This window comes from Streptomyces sp. NBC_01267 (assembly GCF_036241575.1).
GTDB lineage: Bacteria > Actinomycetota > Actinomycetes > Streptomycetales > Streptomycetaceae > Streptomyces.
In genome coordinates, this window is sequence record NZ_CP108455.1 from 7162921 (window position 1) to 7179055 (window position 16135).

Consider the following 16135-nt stretch of genomic DNA (forward strand, 5'->3'; position numbering starts at 1 on the left):
CCGGGAGAAGTCCTGAAAGAAGTCCTGAAAGAAGGAAGTGCCATGTCCGACCTCCGTATCGGCGTCCTGGGCTACGGCCTGCGCGGCAGCATCGCCCGCACGGCCCACCGCCCAGGAGCGGGCTCGCGTGTCACCGCACTCGCGGACCCCGACCCGGCAGCCCGTACGGAGGCGGCCCTGGCCTTCCCCGGCGCTCTGATCTCGTCCGGCCACCGCAGGGTCATCGAGGACCCCGACATCGACGCGGTCCTGGTCCTGACCCCCGACCACACCCATGCCGACCTCGCCTGCGAGGCGCTGCGCGCGGGCAAACCGGTCTTCGTGGAGAAGCCCCTCGACATCACCGTCGAGCGCTGCGACGAGATCCTCCGCACGGCGTACGAGACCGGAACCCGGCTCTACATCGGCCACAACATGCGCCACATGCCGGTCGTCCGCCTCATGCGGGACCTCATCGCACGCGGCACGATCGGCGAGGTCAAGACCGTCTGGGTCCGGCACTTCGTCGGCTTCGGCGGCGACTGGTACTTCAAGGACTGGCACGCCGAGCGCAAGCACACCACCGGGCTGCTGCTCCAGAAGGCCGCCCACGACATCGACGTACTGCACTGGCTCGCGGGAGGGTACGCCCGCGACGTCCAGGCCATGGGCGACCTGATGGTCTACGGCGACAACCCGCACCGCCGCGAGCCCGGCGAGCCCAAGGCCGCCGACTGGTACACCAAGGACGGCCACTGGCCGCCGCACACCCAGCGCGCCCTGAACCCCGTCATCGACATCGAGGACGTGTCCCTCCTCAACATGCGGCTGGACAACGGCGTACTGGCCGCCTACCAGCAGTGCCACTTCACCCCCGACTACTGGCGCAACTACACCGTGATCGGTGACGCGGGCCGTCTGGAGAACTTCGGCGACGGCCCCGGCAGCCAGGTCAAGGTCTGGAACACCCGCCGCTCCGTCTACCGCGAGGACGCCGACGAGATCCATCCGGTCCCGGAGGCGCAGGACGAAGCGGGGCACGGCGGGGCCGACCCGCTGCTGATCGACGAGTTCGTACGGTTCGTACGCGAGGGCGGCACCACGGACACCTCGCCGGTCGCCGCCCGGATGGCCGTCGCGGCGGGCGTCCAGGCCACGGACTCGCTCCGGGACGGCGGGACCCCGCGCCGGGTCACCCCGCTGGCGAAGGAGCTGACGGACTACTTCGAGCGCGGCCAGGAACGGTCCTCGTAACCCGGGTCCGCCGCGCCGGACTCCTCAGCCGCCCGGCCGGTCGTCATCCCGCGGCGTGGGGCAGGAACTCCGTGATCCGCCGCCGCAGCGACGCCGCGTCCAGGCCGTGGGCGGTCAGATGGTCGTCGATCTGCCCGTAACGCCGCAGCTCACGTCGCCCGACGCCGAGCCCCAGCACCCGGTGGGGGAGGTCGGCCAGGGCGTCGTTCGCGGCGGCGGTCGAGGTACCGGCGAGGTAGGGCTCGACGAGTACCACATCGGCCCGGTCCGGGGCGCCCGCCGCCCAGCGCAGCGCCGCGTCGTCGAAGGGCCGCACGGTCGTCGCGTACAGAACGGTGACATCGATCCCCTCCGTCGCTTCGAGGACGGCGTCCAGCATCGGGCCGACCGCGATCACGACGCCGCCGTGGCCCTCCCGCACGGTGCTGAATCCCTCCCCGGCGACCGGGCGCGGCCGGTGGTTGGCCTGCAACGACAGCCGTACGTAGACGCGATCGTCACCCGCCACGGCGTGGCGCAGCAGGGTCTCGGCCTCGTCGGGATGGCCCGGCACATGCACCGTCCAGCCGTCGAGCGTGTCGATGAGCGCCACATCGGCCGGTGACATGTGGGTGAAACCACCGGCCGGCCAGTCGTACGAGCCTCCGGCGCTCACCAGGACCGCACCGACCCCCTGATGGCCGAGATCCAGCTTGACCTGCTCGAAGGGCCGCTCGACCAGGAAGCTGGCGAAGGTGTGCACGACGGGACGCATCCCGGTGAGCGCCATCCCCGCGCCCGCACCGATCAGCAGCTGCTCCCGGATCCCGACATTGACCACCCGGTCCGGGTGCTTCTGCGCCGCCCCCGCGAATCCGTCGCTGGTGATCTCGGCCAGTACGACGGCGACCCGGGGGTCCTCGTCCAGCAGCTGCGCCGTGGTGGAGACGAACCGCTCACGCATGGTGTCCATGACTGACTACCTCTTTCGCTTCTCGGATGCCGGGCTTCTCGGCTTGCTCAGGGGTTCTTCGGCTCGACCCGGGCGACCACGGCGTGCGGCCTGCCCGGATGCGGGGCGGTGAAGGCCGCGTACAGCTCCTCGTGGTCCCGCCCGTCGACCGAGCGGACCGACCACTCGGCCGCCTCGAAGCGCGCCGCGATCCCGCCCGGCCTGCCGTAGCGCGCGGAGGCGTTGTCGATCACCACGGTGTGCAGCTGTTCGAGACCCGCCGGCCCGGCGTAGGCGATGGCCTCGTGCACGGACCCCTCGTCCAGCTCGGCGTCGCCGATCAGCACCCAGACCCGCGGCCGGGTCAGCCGCTGCGCGCGCAGCCCGAGCACGGTTCCGACCCCCAGCGGCAGGCCGTGCCCCAGCGACCCGCTGCCGATCTCGGCGCCGGGCACGAGCAGCCGGTCCGGATGGTGGCCGAGAGGCGAATCGTACGAGCCGAAGCCCGCCAGCAGGTCCTCGGGGAAGAAGCCCTTCGCGGCGAGGACCGCGTAGTACGCCATCGGGCCGTGCCCCTTCGACAGCAGGAACCGGTCCCGGTCGGCGGCGTCGGACGTCTGCGGTGTCACCCGCAGCACCCGGTCGTAGAGCACCCGGAGTACGTCCAGTGTCGAGGTCGCCGCGGGGCCGTGCTTCTCGTCACCCGTCATCAGGGTCATCAGCCGGTCGAGGTCCGGCGCCATGTCTGTGGTCATGCGGTCGACGATCCGACATCAAGTGCGCTTGAGGTCAAGCGGGGGAAAGGATTCGTGACCACCTGCCCGAGTGCGGTATTGTTTCGATGCGCGTTCAGCCAGGGAAGCTTCCTGGTCAGGCGGGCAACGGGACGTGGCGCAGCTTGGTAGCGCACTTGACTGGGGGTCAAGGGGTCGCAGGTTCAAATCCTGTCGTCCCGACTCGGAAGAGTCGTAGGTGAAGGGGCCGTTTCGGAGGATTCCGAAGCGGCCCCTTCACTGTGTGTGCTGCCGGTTGCGGGCCGAGGGGCTCCCCGCGGCAGCTCGGAGGGGTCAGAGGTCCAGGGTCAGCCGGCCACCTGGGGTACGGCAGCGGGAGACACAGATCATCAACGTTTCGTCGGCGGCGCGCTCCTCCTCGGTGAGGACGGTGTCGCGGTGGTCGGCCTCGCCCGAGAGAAGGTCGGTCTCGCAGGTGCCGCAGGTGCCCTCGGTGCAGGAGTAGAGGACGGTGACGCCCGCCCGCTGGACGGTCTGCAGGATGCTCCGGTCCGCCGGGACGGTCAGCAGAAGGCCGGACCGGGCGAGTTCGACCTCGAACTCGGAGTCGCCGGAGCTGCCCGGAGTCGCCGGCGTGAAGCGTTCGAGGCGCAGCGCGGAAGCCGGGACGCGGGACTCGACCGCCTCCAGCAATGACGCCGGGCCGCAGGCGTAGACGAGTTCGCCGGGCTGGAGGCCGGCCAGGTGGGTGTCGAGGTCGAGGTGGCCGGTGGCAAGAGTGACGCGGTCGGCGGGGTGGTGCGCGGTCACCTCCTCGGCGAAGGCCATGGAGGCGCGTGAGCGCCCGCCGTACAGCAGTGACCAGTCCGAGGACGAGGACGAGGCTGCGGCGAGCATCGGGAGGATCGGCGTGATGCCGATCCCGCCGGCGACGAAGCGGTGGCGCGGCGCCGGTTCCAGCGGGAAGTGGTTGCGCGGGCCCCGCGCCCGCACCCGGGCGCCGGGGTGGAGGGAGATGTGGACGAAGTCCGATCCGCCGCGGCCGTCCGCCTTGTGCAGGACGGCGATCCGCCACTGCGCGCTGTCGGGCGAGCCGCACAGGGAGTACTGCCGCTCCAGTCCCTCGGCCAGCAGCAGGTCCACATGCGCGCCGGGCTGCCAGCCGGGCAGGGCGCCGCCGTCGGCCCGGCGCAACGTCAGGGAGATCACGCCTACCGCCTCCTCGCGGCGGTCGGCGACGATCAGGTCGATGGTGTCGTTCAACGGGGGGTGTCCTTGGGGGTGGGGTGGTCCGGGTGGGCGAGCATCCAGTCCCACATCTCGACAGGATCCTGGGACTCGTGCTCCGCGCCGCAGTGGCAGGCGCCGAGCAGCACGTCGGTCCCGGGGAGCCAGCGGATGCGGAAGACGGCGGAACTCGGGGACGGGCGCCGCACGCTCACTCCGCGGCCAGCCCGGCCAGGATCCGCCGTGCGGCCAGGGCGCCCGTGTCGATGTTGATGCTCAGCTCCTGGTAGCCCGCGGGTTCCGTGTCCAGGGAGCGCTGCAGCAGGTTGAGCGCGTCCACGTCCTGCATGACCACGGTGTGGTTGAACTCCCGCAGGAATGCGGTGACTTCCTCGTCCTCGACGGCGAAGTTCCGCGAGACGGCCCAGAAGTCGTAGACCTTGCCGGGCGCCGAGGGGGTGATCGCGTAGGTGATCTCGGTACGGAACAGGGGAGTGTCCTGCCACGCGGGGCTGATCCGGCTGTGCAGCAGGTAGAGGCAGGGCGCGAAGTACTCGATGTCCTGCAGCCGCTGGATGCGTCCCTCGATGCCGGTCGACCGGGCGTAGAAGGGCGGGCACTCGGCGTCGGGCATGTGCCGGGAGACGCGGACCACCCCTGCTTCCTGGTCGACCTCGGTGGTGATGGGGGTCTCGGCGACCTCGGGCGTGCCGATGTAGCCGCCGTGCAGATAGGTCTCGTGGGAGAGGTCCATCAGGTTGTCGACCAGCAGGCCGTAGTCCCCGTCGATGGGCTCCATGCCGCTGACGGTGGTCCAGCCCTCCTCGACCAGGTGCGGGGCGCGCGGAATCGTGCCGGGGTCGGCCTGCCCGGGGTCGCCGATCCAGACCCAGACGAAGGAGTCGAGCTCGGCCACCGGGTAGGAACTCACCCGCGCGGTACGGGGGATGCGCTTCTGGCCGGGGACGTAGACGCAGGTGCCCGTGGTGTCGTAGGTGAAGCCGTGGTAGCCGCAGACCACCTTGTCGCCGTCGAGGCGGCTCTCGGAGAGCGGGAAGCGGCGGTGCACGCAGCGGTCGGCGAGGGCGACGGCCTCGCCCTCCTCGGTGCGGTACAGCGCGATCGGCTCGCCCAGGACGGTGCGGCCCAGCAGGTCGCGGCCGACCTCGGAGGACCAGGCGGCGACGTACCACTGGTTGCGGACGAAGGCGGTGTGCGTGGGCATGGCAGGAATCCCGTCCCTGTACGGCGGAGCGCCGGTGCTCCGCGTGGAGAACAGGTTCCTGACTGGCTGCGACCCCGGACAACGGGACTTCCGTCAGGCGGAAGTCCCGGCTCGGCCGGGTACGGGTTGCCAGCCCAGGGCCCGGGAGATGCCCAGGCCGGCCACCCGGACGGCAGGGACCAGCGCAGGTGTCTGCGCGCCCGCGACCGGGACCACGACCGAGACGGCCGCGACCACCTCCCCGCGCGGACCGCGCACCGGCGCGGCCACCGAAAGGGCGTCGTCCGTGACCTGACGGTCACTCACCACGCTGCCGCTGTGGCGTACTTCGGCCAGCACGCGGCGCAACTGGGCGGGGGCCGTGACGGTGAAGGGAGTGAATGCGGCAAGTCTCCCGGCGCAGTAGCGGTCCTGGAGCGCGGCATCTCCGTAGGCGAGCAGGACCAGTCCGACGCCAGTGGCGTGCAGCGGCCAGCGGGCGCCGACCCGGCTGCGGACGCCGACGGCGGAACGGCCGGAGATGCGCTCGGTGTAGACGACCTCCAGGCCGTCGCGCACGGCGAGTTGCACGTTCTCGTGGGTGGTCTCGTACAGGTCCTCCAGGAACGGCATCGCCGCCTGCCGCAGTCCCACTCCGCGCGGGGCCAGCGCGGCGACCTCCCACAGCCGCAGGCCCACGTGGTAGCGGCCGTCCTCGGTGCGTTCGAGCGCGCCCCAGTCGGCGAGCGCCCCGACCAGCCGGTGTGCGGTGGGCAGGGGAAGGTCGGCGCGCCGGGCGATCTGAGTCAGCGTCAGCGCGGGATGCGCCTGCTCGAACGCGCCGAGCACGTCGAGCAGGCGGTCGGCCGCCGAACGGGCGGGGGGAGAGCCGGACATGGGACCAGGATGCCCGGTCCGGGCCGGGGCGTTTCCGCCGCAGGTGCCGCGGGGTCGCGGACAGGACGGATCACGGCAGGTCCCGGCCGTGTCCCGGGGCCCCGGGCCCCTCTGCGACGAGGCGCCGCGGAGCTTATGTCAACACCGTTGACATCAATTCGGCGGCTGGAGTCTGATGGCCGAAGCCATAGGCCCAGCCGCACTTCGCACCATCCGAGGAGTCCTCATGGATCCCGTCCACGCTCTCCGGGACGTCAGCCCCACCCCGTTCTGGCTGGACGACCCGGGCCGGGCACAGGCCACACCCGCACTGGTCGCCGACGTCCGCTGCGATCTGCTCGTGGTGGGGGGCGGCTACAGCGGCCTGTGGACCGCGCTGATCGCCAAGGAGCGCGATCCCTCCTGTGACGTCGTTCTCATCGAGGGCGAGGAGATCGGCTGGGCCGCATCCGGGCGCAACGGCGGATTCTGCGAATCCAGCCTCACCCACGGTCTGGGCAACGGCTTCGACCGCTGGCCCGGTGAGCTCGCCGAGCTGGAACGGCTCGGTATCGAGAACCTCCGGGCGATGGAGGACACGATCAAGAAGTACGGCATCGACTGCGACTGGGAACGCACCGGTTCCCTCACCGTGGCGACCGAGCCGTACCAGATCGACGACCTGAACGAACTCGCCGCGCTCGCCGCCCGCTACGGCTCCGGGTACACGGTGCTCGACGCCGACCAGGTCCGGGCCGAGATCAACTCACCGACCTTCCTGGGCGGGATCTGGGACGAGGACGGCACGGCGATGCTGAACCCCGCACGTCTCGCATGGGGTCTCAAGCAGGCCTGTCTGGACCTCGGCGTGCGCATCCACGAGCACACCCGGGCAACGGCCATCGCGGAGGACGGCCCGAGGATCGCGGTCCGGACGCCGTACGGACGCATCCTGGCCAACCGGGTCGCCCTCGCGACCAACGTCTTCCCCTCGCTGATCAAGCGGCACCGCCCCTACACCGTCCCCGTGTACGACTACGCGCTGATGACGGAGCCGCTGACCGAGGAACAACTCGCCTCGGTCGGCTGGCACCACCGGCAGGGGCTCTCCGACTCCGCCAATCAGTTCCACTACGTGCGGCTCTCCACCGACAACCGCATCCTGTGGGGCGGTTACGACACCGTGTACCACTACCGGGGGCAGGTGCGTGCCGAGCACGACCAGCGGCCGGAGACCTTCGCCACCCTGGCCCGGCACTTCTTCCGGACCTTTCCCCAGCTGGAAGGGGTGCGCTTCAGCCACGCCTGGGGCGGCGCGATCGACACGTGCAGCCGGTTCTGTGCGTTCTTCGACACCAGCTTCCGGGGCCGGGTCGCCTATGCGGCCGGATTCACCGGCCTCGGCGTGGGCGCGACCCGCTTCGGTGCCGAGGTGATGCTCGACCTCCTGGACGGTGGGAGCACCGAGCGGACCCGGCTGGAAATGGTGCGGCGCAAGCCCCTCCCCTTCCCGCCGGAGCCGGTCCGATGGGCGGGGATCCAGGCCACGAGGTGGTCGCTCGCCCGCGCGGACGAGAACCGCGGGCGCCGCAACCTCTGGCTCAAGAGCCTCGACAGGCTCGGCCTCGGGTTCGGAAGCTGATACCCGGCCGGCCGGCGAGTTCTTCGCCGGCCGGCCGGGCACGGGGCCCGGACCGGCCGGGGTCAGCCGAGGGCGCGGCGGGCGTCCGCGGCGTCGGCGGGGTTCCAGCCGCGTCGCGGGACGGAGTCGAGCAGCAGGCGGGTGTACGGGTGGCGAGGCGTGCCGAGGATCTCGGCCGTACGGCCCGCCTCCACCACCTGCCCCTCCCTGAGGACCATCAGTTCGTCGGTGATGTGCCGGACGACGGCGAGGTCGTGCGTGACGAAGAGGAAGCCGATGCCGACCTCGCGCCGGATGGTGCCCAGCAGTTCGAGGACCTGCGCCTGAATGGACACGTCCAGGGCCGCCACGGCCTCGTCGAGGACGAGGACGCGCGGTTCGGCGGCCAGCGCGCGGGCGATGGCCACGCGCTGGCGCTGCCCGCCGGACAGCTTGCCGGGCAGGGCGGCTGCCTCCCGTTCCCCGAGCCCCACCTGGTCGAGGAGTTCGGCGACGCGCTCCCCCCGGGCCGTCGCCTCCATCGGGAAGTGGAGGCGCAGCACCTCCTCGACGCACCGGCCGACGGGCACCCGGGGGTCGAGGGACAGGTACGGATCCTGGAAGACCATCTGTATCTCGCGTGCGCGGGCGAGCCGTTCGGCCCTGCCCCGGGCGGGTGCCGAGCGGTCGCGTCCGCCGATGTGGACGGTGCCGCCGTCGGGGCGCTCCAGACCGACGAGCATCCGTACCGTCGTGGTCTTTCCGCTGCCGGATTCACCGACGATGCCGAGCGAGGACCCGGGCGGCAGCGTGAAGGACACGTCGTCCACCGCTGTGTGGTCCCCGTACCGTTTGCGCAGCCCCCGCACGACGAGTTCCTCGGTCGCCCCGCTCACAGTCTGATCCCTTCGTCGGCGCGGTGGCACGCGGCGAGTCCGTCGCCGTGGTGCGCAAGTTCGGGTGTCTCCTCGGAACAGCGCGGCTGCGCATGGGCGCAGCGCGCCGCGAAGGCGCACCCCGGTGGGGCCTCGGCGAGGGAGACGGGCCTGCCCGGGATGGGGCGTGGGGCGCCGGCTCCGGCCTCGATGCGGGGTGTGCAGGCGAGGAGCCCCGCGGTGTACGGGTGGCGTGGACGGTCGAACAGCGCGTCGGTGCCGCTGGTCTCGACGATCCGGCCCGCGTACATGACGTACACGCGGTCGCAGATCGCCGAGGCCAGTTCGAGGTCGTGCGTGACGAAGAGCATCCCGGTGCCGCGTGCGGCCTGGAGGCGCGTGAGGATCGCGATGATCTCCGCCTGGGTGGTGACATCGAGGGCCGTGGTCGGCTCGTCGGCGACCAGCAGCGCCGGCTCGCCCGCGAGAGCCGCCGCGATGACCACGCGCTGGAGCATCCCACCGGAGAACTGGTGCGGGTAGCGGCGCAGCGCGCCCCGTGGATCGCGGATGCCCACCGCGTCGAGGAGCTCCTCGGCCCGGCTCTCGGCCACGGCGGCGGGCGTGCCCGCACCGCGCAGCCCCTCGGTGAGGAAGTCGCCCACGCGGCGCAGCGGGTTCACCGACGCCCGGGGGTCCTGGAAGATCATCGAGACCTGCCCGGAGCGCAGTTCGGCCAGTTCGGCGCGCTTCATGGTCAGCACGTCGCGGCCCGCCACCCTCACCTCCCCACTCGTGCGCGCCCCGGCCGGCAGCAGCCCGAGCACACTCCGGCACGCGACCGACTTGCCCGAACCGGACTCGCCGACCAGGCCGACCGTCTCGCCTGCGCCGACCCGCAGGGAGACGCCGTCGAGGATGGGACGGGCCGCCTGCCCACCGGACAGGCGGACGCCGAGCCCGTCGATCTCCAGCGCGGGGGTTTCGTACTCGGTCATGGCGCTCACCGTTCCCGCTTCGCGATTCGGTCGGCGATACCTTCGCCGACGATGCCGAAGGCGACCACGGCGAGCACGATGCACGCGGACGGCGCGAGCGCGGGGAGCATCGCCCCCTGCAGGATCGCCGACTGGCCTTCGTTGATCATGGCTCCCCAGTCGGACTTGGGCGGCTGCACCCCGAACCCGAGGAAGGACAGCGCGGCCAGGTCCATCAGTACGTAGCCGAAGTTCATCGCGGACTGCGCGAGCACGGTCGGCGCGATGTTCGGCAGCAGATGACGCAGGCAGATCGTCCAGCCCGACCAGCCCTGCACGCGGTACGACTCGATGTAGGCGCGGGCCTTCTCCTGGCGGGCGATACCCCGGACGAGGCGCCCGACGTACGGGGTGTACGCCACGGCCATGGCGATCACGGGTGCGGTCATGCCCGCACCGAGGACGGCCACCAGGAGGATGGCCAGCAGCAGTCCGGGGATCGCGAAGGCCAGATCCATCGACCGGGACAGCAGGGAGTCGACCCAGCCCCCGCGCCAGGCGGCGACCAGACCGATGAGCATGCCCAGGACGGTCGAGACGGCGACCACGAGGAGCGGTCCGAGCAGACCGGTCCGCGCGCCGTGGATGAGCCTCGACAGGATGTCCCGGCCCGACTGGTCGGTACCGAGGAGATGGGCACCGCTGGTGCCCGTCAGGCTCGCCGACAGGTCGAGCGCGTCCGGGTCGTACGGCGCCAGCACAGGGGCGAGCAGGGCGATCAGGACGAGCACCACGAGTACGGCGACACCCGCGGTGAACAAGGGGCCCTGGCTGAGAACCCGCAGGCCGCGCAGACCCCGGCGGCGCCGCAGCGCATCGGGGGAGGGCGGCGCGGGAGATACGGCGGTGGTCATCGGGAAGCCTCCCCGTCGAGGGACAGCCGGGGATCGATGACCGGCACGAGCAGGTCGACGATCAGGTTGACAATGACGAACGCCGCCACGCTGAGCAGGGTGATCGCCTGCACGACGGCGAAGTCCTTGGCGGTCACCGCCTGCACCAGCAGGGAGCCGATACCGGAGACGTTGAACGCGGTTTCGACGATCGACGTGCTGATCAGCAGGCCGGCGACCATGGTGCCGCCGACGGTGACGATGGGACCCAGTGCGTTGCGCAGCACGTGCCGGCGGACCACGGCGCCTCCCGCGACACCTCGGGCGCGCGCCACTTCGACGTGCTCACGCCCGAGTTCGTCGAGCATGGCCGACCGGGTGACCCGGGCCAGCAGCCCGGCGAAGGTGATCGCCAGGGCGAAGGCGGGCAGCGTCAGATGGTAGAGGCGGTCACCGATGCCCTCGGGTGTGCCACCGGGCCCGGGAAACCAGCCCAGTTGGACGGAGAAGAGCGACACGAGCGCGATGGCGCTGACGAACGAGGGCGTGGCCGTGGCGACGCCGGTACCGAGCAGCACGGTGCGGTCCACCGCCCCGGGGCGCAGGGCGGCCATGATGCCGCCCGCCACCCCGAGGACGGCGACCAGCAGCGCCGAGTACCCGACGAGCAGCGCGGTGCCCGGCAGACGGGAGACGATGAGGGAGCCGACGTCCTGGTGGAACTGGGTGGAGCGGCCGAAGTCGCCCTGCAGGACGCCGCCGAGCCACTTCGCGTACTGGACGGGCAGCGGGTCGTCCAGGTGGTACTGCGTGCGCAGCGCCGCCACCGCCTCCGGGGTCGCGGGGCGGCCGTGGAGCAGGAAGGACACCGGGTCGCCCGGCGCGAGATGCACCGTGCCGAACACGATGAACGAGGTGACGAGCAGCACCGCCACCAGGCCGAGCAGGCGGCTCATCAGATAACGCGTCATTACTGCGCGGCCCCGATCGTTGCGGCCCACGGGTAGTACAGCTGGGCGATCCCGGTTGCCGCCCCCGATATCCGGTTGCCGAGGAAGACCGAGTAAGGCGCTTCGTACAGCGGGATGATCGGCAGCTCGCGCACGGTGATGCGCTGGAGTTCGGCGGTCAGCTCCGCGCGGCGCGCCGGGTCGGGCTCGGCGTTCGCCTTGTCGAAGAGGGCGTCGAACTCGGCGTTGGACCAGTTGCCGTAGTTGCCGAAGTCGCCGGTGCGCAGGTACTGGTAGAACTCCAGCGGGTCGGGCGTGTTGTCGTACCCGTTGGTGATGACGAGGTCCAGTCCCTTACGGGCGCCGGGGTCGACGAAGATGCTGGTGTACGCGTCCGGGGCAACGGCCTTCAGCCGGACGTCGAGGCCGATCTGCTTGCCCGCCGCCTGGACGGCATTGGCCACGACACTGATCTCCGGGGTCATCGAGCTGGTGACGACGGTGACCTTGTGACCGGTGGCACCGGCCTCGGTGATCAGCTTCTTCGCGGCGGCCACGTCGTACACGGGCTCGGGAAGTTGCTTGAAGTACTCGTCGGCCTTCTTCTTGGGCGTCAGCGCCCAGGCGCCGCGCGCGGCGGGTGCCTTCGAGGGAACGCCGATGCCGCCGGCGGCAGCTTTGATGATGTTCTTGCGGTCGATGGCCATGGAGAGCGCCTGGCGGACCTTGAGGTTGCCGAGCGTGCCCTTGAGGTTGAGCACGGCGAGATCGGAGGCCCCCGTGTTGGGCCCGAAGTACAACTTGCCCTTCGAGCTGGTGCGCAGCTGGTTGAAGGCGGAGGAGGGCACCAGGTAGCCGCCGTCGGCCGTGCCGGACAGGAAGGCGTTGGTGCGGGCGGACGGGTCCTCGGTGAAGGTGAACTTCACGGTGCCGGTCTTGGGAGTCAGCGACCGGTCCCAGTAGGCGTTGTTCTTCTTCAGGGTGATGCTGTCGCCCTGCGCCCAGTGGTCGAGCTTGTAGGGGCCGGTGCAGTCGACGCCTCCCTTGGGACCGCCGTATGCCTTCCCGGCCTTGGCCAGGTAGGCGGCGCTCTCGATGGTGCCGGGGGACGCGGCCATGAGTTCGTTGAGGAGCACGTCGGGCTTGCTGAGCCGGATCGTCACCTCCAGGGGACCGCTCTTCCTGATGGAGGAGACGTTCTTGAAGGTGGAGCCCCACGGGGAGCCGGTGGCCGGATTCATCTGGCGTTTGAGGGAGGCGACCACGTCGTCCGCCGTCATGGTCGAACCGTCGTGGAACTTCACACCCGGCCGCAGGGTGTACACCCAGGTCTTCGGGTCCGGGTTCGTGTACTTCACGGCCAGCCCGGGTGCGATCTTCATGTCGGGGGTGACCCGGAGCAACTGCTCACACACGTTGGCGAGCACGGTGTTCGGCGGGTAGTCGTAGGCGAGGGCGTAGTCGAGCGTGTACGGCTCGGCGTACAGCGACCAGGTGAAGGAGTCGAGAGACCCCTTCGCCGCCGGGGAGTTCGGCGTGACGGTGTAGGCGGGGGCGGCACTGCCGCCGTTCCGCGACGTCGTCGCGCCGGAGCAGCCGGCGGCGGCCGCGATGACGGCGGAACAGGCGAGCAGCGCGGTGGTTCTGGACATGCGCAAGAAGACCCACCCCTTTACGGGTGTAGTGACGGGCGCTGAGGGATGGGGTGAGTATTGATGCGGGAACGTTCCCGCGCAAGGCTTTGCGGGAACGGTTTTGCTGAGGTCGCGGGGGTGGCAGCATCAGCGCATGACTTCAACTCCCCAACGCGGCGCCAGCACTTCACGGACCGCCCCGCCCCGTGTCCGTCTCGTTGATGTGGCCCGCGAGGCGGGCCTCTCCAAAACCACCGTCTCGGCGGCCCTCAACGGCACCGGACGGCTCTCGCCGGCCGTCCGGGAGAAGGCCAGGGAGACCGCGCGCAGGATGGGGTACCGGCCCAACGCGACCGCCCGGCAACTGCGTGCGGGGCGGGCCCGGTTGATCGGTTACGTCGTGGGGGAGTTCGCCTGGCGCCCGTGGACGTATCTGGAATCGCCGTACTTCGCCCAGCTGACCAGCGCCACGGCGGCTTCCGCACTCAGACACGGATACGCCCTGGTGATGCTGCCCGCGGGATCGCTGCACAGCGAGTGGGCCGACCTGCCTCTCGAAGCGGTGGTGGTTGCCGATCCGGTCGACCACCGGGTGGTGGACGATCTGCTTGCCGCCCGTATCCCCGTCGTCAGCGACGGCTCGGTGGACGGCAGACCGGGAGCCCACTGGGTGGACGTCGACGCCGAGGAGGCGGTCCACGGCACCCTGGAGCATCTGGCGGCGCAGGGCGCGCGGCGGACAGCGCTCGTGATGTCCGGCAGTACCACCCGCTTCCACCGGGAGGTGCTGACCGCCTACCGGGACTGGTGTGCCGCGCGTGGCTGCACGCCCCGGGTGACCGTCACCGACGACGCCGGAAACGGCCCGGCCGTCCGGGCGGTGGAGAGTGCGCTGACGGCCGCCGAGCGGCCCGACGCCCTCTTCGTGGTGGAGGAGGTGAGCCCGCCGCTCGTCCTGGACGCGGCGCGCCGCCACGGCTACGACGTACCCGGTGACCTTCTCGTGGTGTGTGTGAGCGAGGACGACACGGCCGAGCACACGGAACCTCCGATCTCGACGCTGAGCCTTCAGCCCCGGGAGATCGCCGAGGCCGGGATCGAACTCCTCGTCGCCGCCCTGGAGAACGGCGATGAAGCGCCTTCAGGCCGGCTCGTGGCGACCCGCCTGCTGGTCCGGGAGTCCTCGCGGCGGCCGTCCCGGACGGTCGCCGCGTCTCCTCAGGCGGAGTGCACCAGCGTGCCGCCGACGTAGGTGCGCAGGACCTGGGCCTCGGCGATCTCCTCCGGGGGCCGGGTGAAGATGTCGCGGTCCAGCACCACCAGGTCGGCCAGGTGGCCGGGGAGCAGGCTTCCGGTGTCGTCGAGCCCGTTCACGTGCGCCGAGCCGGCGGTGTAGGCGGCGACCGCGGTGGCGAGGTCGAGGCGCTGCTCCGGCAGGAAGACCCGCCCGTCGGTGGCCTCGGGCTCCATCCGGTTCACCGCCACGTGGATTCCGGCGATCGGATCGGGGCTGCTGACGGGCCAGTCGCTGCCCGCTGCCAGGGTGGCTCCGGCGCGCAGGAGGGACCCGAACGGGTACTGCCAGGAGGCTCGTTCGGGGCCGAGGAACGGGATCGTGAGCTCGTCCATCTGAGGTTCGTGCGCGGCCCAGAGCGGCTGGATGTTCGCGATGGCGCCGAGGCGTGCGAAGCGGTCCAGGTCGTCGGGGTGGACCACCTGGAGGTGGGCGAGATGGTGACGGTTGCCTCGTCGCCCATGGGCCTCGACGGCCGCCTGGACCGCGTCCAGGGCCTCGCGCACCGCACGGTCGCCGAGGGCGTGGAAGTGGACCTGGAAGTCGTGGGCGTCGAGTTCGGTGACGTACGAGCGCAGGGCGACGGGGTCGACGAAGCTCAGACCCGAGTTGGCGGTGGCGCACCCGCAGCCGTCGAGGTAGGGGGTGTTCATGGCCGCCGTGAAGTTCTCGGCGATGCCGTCCTGCATGATCTTCACCGCACGGGCCCGGAACCGCCCGTGGCTCAACTGCTCACGCCGGGAAAGAAGTTCGGGGATCTGCTCGGCTCCCCGCTCACGGTCCCACCACAGAGCCCCGGACACCCGGGCGGTGAGCGTGCCCGCACGGGCGGCCGTCAGATAGGCGTCGGACGGGTCGGAGTTGCCGTTGAACGAGCCCAGTAGGGCGTCCTGCCAGCCGGTGATGCCGAGGGAGTGCAGCATTTCCTGGGACCGCAGCAGGCCGGCGAGCCGGTCCTGCGGTGTGCTCGGCGGCACGATCCGGGAGACCAGGGCGGTGGCGCCCTCCTGCAGCATCCCGCTCGGGGTGCCGTCCGGCTCCCGTTCGATCCGACCGTCCGCGGGATCGGCGGACTCCCGTGTGAGACCGGCCAGTTCGAGCGCCCGGGTGTTCGCCCAGGCGCCGTGGTGATCGCGGTTGCTCAGCAGGACGGGGCGGTCCGGGACCACGGAGTCGAGGAGCTGCCGGGTGGGCAGTCCGCCGTCGAAGCTCTCCATGGACCAGCCGCCACCCGTGATCCACGGGCGGTCGGGGTGTGCGTCGCCGTAGGCGCGTATGCGGGTGAGGTAGTCCTCGACGCCCACGGTGCCGGTCAGGTCGCACTCGGCCATTTCCATCCCGCCGGACACGGCGTGGATGTGCGAGTCCTGGAACCCCGGAAGCAGCAACTTGCCCTGGAGGTCGACGACTTCGGTGCCCGGTCCGATCAGATCGCGCACCTCGTCATGGCCGACGGCGGTGATGCGCTCGCCGGTGACGGCCAGGCTGCTGGCCCGGGTGCGCGCGGCATCGCCGGTGTGGACGGGGCCATGCGTGAAGATCAGATCGGGCTCGGCCATGAAGCGCTCCGGGGCGAGAGGGAGGGATGTTTCGAACGGTCATGCAACCGAGTTGCCCGCTTACATGTCAATGGCGTTGTCGTAAGGGGTCCGGCGTGGAACGTGCGGGACCTGTACGTCGTCGGTG

Annotated in this window: 15 protein-coding genes and 1 tRNA gene; 4 read left to right on the forward strand and 12 right to left on the reverse strand. The window is 71.0% G+C overall.

The features are described 5' to 3' along the window. Window positions 1-42 precede the first annotated feature (42 nt). A complete protein-coding gene (locus tag OG709_RS32085; protein ID WP_250302980.1) occupies window positions 43-1233 on the forward strand; it encodes a Gfo/Idh/MocA family protein in 1191 nt (396 codons plus the stop codon). Between the two features lie 43 nt (window positions 1234-1276). Here the strand turns inward: OG709_RS32085 and OG709_RS32090 are convergent, their stop codons facing one another. After that, window positions 1277-2185, reverse strand: coding sequence for a transketolase family protein (locus tag OG709_RS32090; protein ID WP_250302981.1), 909 nt, complete (start codon window positions 2183-2185; stop codon window positions 1277-1279). 47 nt (window positions 2186-2232) lie between these two features. Continuing rightward, window positions 2233-2919, reverse strand: a complete 687-nt coding sequence (locus tag OG709_RS32095) for a transketolase (protein ID WP_250302983.1) — start codon at window positions 2917-2919, stop codon at window positions 2233-2235. A gap of 127 nt (window positions 2920-3046) precedes the next feature. Between OG709_RS32095 and OG709_RS32100 the strand changes: the two genes are divergently transcribed. Beyond that, window positions 3047-3120: transfer RNA gene (locus OG709_RS32100), tRNA-Pro, on the forward strand. A 111-nt stretch (window positions 3121-3231) separates the two neighbouring features. On the opposite strand, the gene OG709_RS32105 is transcribed toward OG709_RS32100, so the two are convergent. From OG709_RS32105 to OG709_RS32120, 4 genes are all read right to left on the reverse strand, one after another. After that, window positions 3232-4161, reverse strand: a complete 930-nt coding sequence (locus OG709_RS32105; protein ID WP_329168628.1) for a PDR/VanB family oxidoreductase — start codon at window positions 4159-4161, stop codon at window positions 3232-3234. Then, entirely contained in the window at window positions 4158-4334 is a 177-nt protein-coding gene (locus OG709_RS32110; protein WP_266645793.1) for a hypothetical protein, read from the reverse strand. The genes OG709_RS32105 and OG709_RS32110 overlap by 4 nt, the downstream gene beginning before the upstream one ends. Window positions 4335-4336: 2 nt before the next feature. After that, window positions 4337-5350 carry an aromatic ring-hydroxylating dioxygenase subunit alpha gene (locus OG709_RS32115; protein WP_250302989.1) on the reverse strand — a complete coding sequence of 338 codons (1014 nt, stop codon included), beginning with the start codon at window positions 5348-5350 and terminating at the stop codon, window positions 4337-4339. 93 nt (window positions 5351-5443) lie between these two features. Next, window positions 5444-6226, reverse strand: coding sequence for an IclR family transcriptional regulator (locus OG709_RS32120; protein WP_250302991.1), 783 nt, complete (start codon window positions 6224-6226; stop codon window positions 5444-5446). 226 nt (window positions 6227-6452) lie between these two features. On the opposite strand from OG709_RS32120, the gene OG709_RS32125 reads away from it, so the two are divergent. Then, on the forward strand, window positions 6453-7847 hold the full coding sequence (locus OG709_RS32125; RefSeq protein WP_250302993.1) for an NAD(P)/FAD-dependent oxidoreductase: 1395 nt from the start codon (window positions 6453-6455) through the stop codon (window positions 7845-7847). 62 nt (window positions 7848-7909) lie between these two features. On the opposite strand, the gene OG709_RS32130 is transcribed toward OG709_RS32125, so the two are convergent. From OG709_RS32130 to OG709_RS32150, 5 genes are read right to left on the reverse strand one after another with little or no spacing between them, the layout of a single operon-like run. Further along, a complete protein-coding gene (locus OG709_RS32130) occupies window positions 7910-8722 on the reverse strand; it encodes an ABC transporter ATP-binding protein (RefSeq protein WP_250302994.1) in 813 nt (270 codons plus the stop codon). After that, on the reverse strand, window positions 8719-9699 hold the full coding sequence (locus tag OG709_RS32135; protein ID WP_250302997.1) for an ABC transporter ATP-binding protein: 981 nt from the start codon (window positions 9697-9699) through the stop codon (window positions 8719-8721). Before OG709_RS32135 ends, OG709_RS32130 begins: the two co-directional genes overlap by 4 nt. Window positions 9700-9704: 5 nt before the next feature. Continuing rightward, window positions 9705-10592 (reverse strand): ABC transporter permease, encoded by an 888-nt coding sequence (locus OG709_RS32140; RefSeq protein WP_250302999.1) that lies wholly within the window; start codon window positions 10590-10592, stop codon window positions 9705-9707. Beyond that, entirely contained in the window at window positions 10589-11542 is a 954-nt protein-coding gene (locus OG709_RS32145; RefSeq protein WP_250303001.1) for an ABC transporter permease, read from the reverse strand. Before OG709_RS32145 ends, OG709_RS32140 begins: the two co-directional genes overlap by 4 nt. Next, window positions 11542-13173: an ABC transporter substrate-binding protein gene (locus OG709_RS32150; RefSeq protein ID WP_329168633.1), complete on the reverse strand. Its 1632-nt coding sequence runs from the start codon at window positions 13171-13173 to the stop codon at window positions 11542-11544. Before OG709_RS32150 ends, OG709_RS32145 begins: the two co-directional genes overlap by 1 nt. Window positions 13174-13309: 136 nt before the next feature. Here OG709_RS32150 and OG709_RS32155 point away from each other — a divergent pair, with 136 nt between their 5' ends. Then, window positions 13310-14407, forward strand: coding sequence for a LacI family DNA-binding transcriptional regulator (locus tag OG709_RS32155; protein WP_250303004.1), 1098 nt, complete (start codon window positions 13310-13312; stop codon window positions 14405-14407). On the opposite strand, the gene OG709_RS32160 is transcribed toward OG709_RS32155, so the two are convergent. Beyond that, entirely contained in the window at window positions 14374-16008 is a 1635-nt protein-coding gene (locus OG709_RS32160; protein ID WP_326693615.1) for an amidohydrolase, read from the reverse strand. The genes OG709_RS32155 and OG709_RS32160 overlap by 34 nt on opposite strands. Window positions 16009-16135 lie beyond the last annotated feature (127 nt).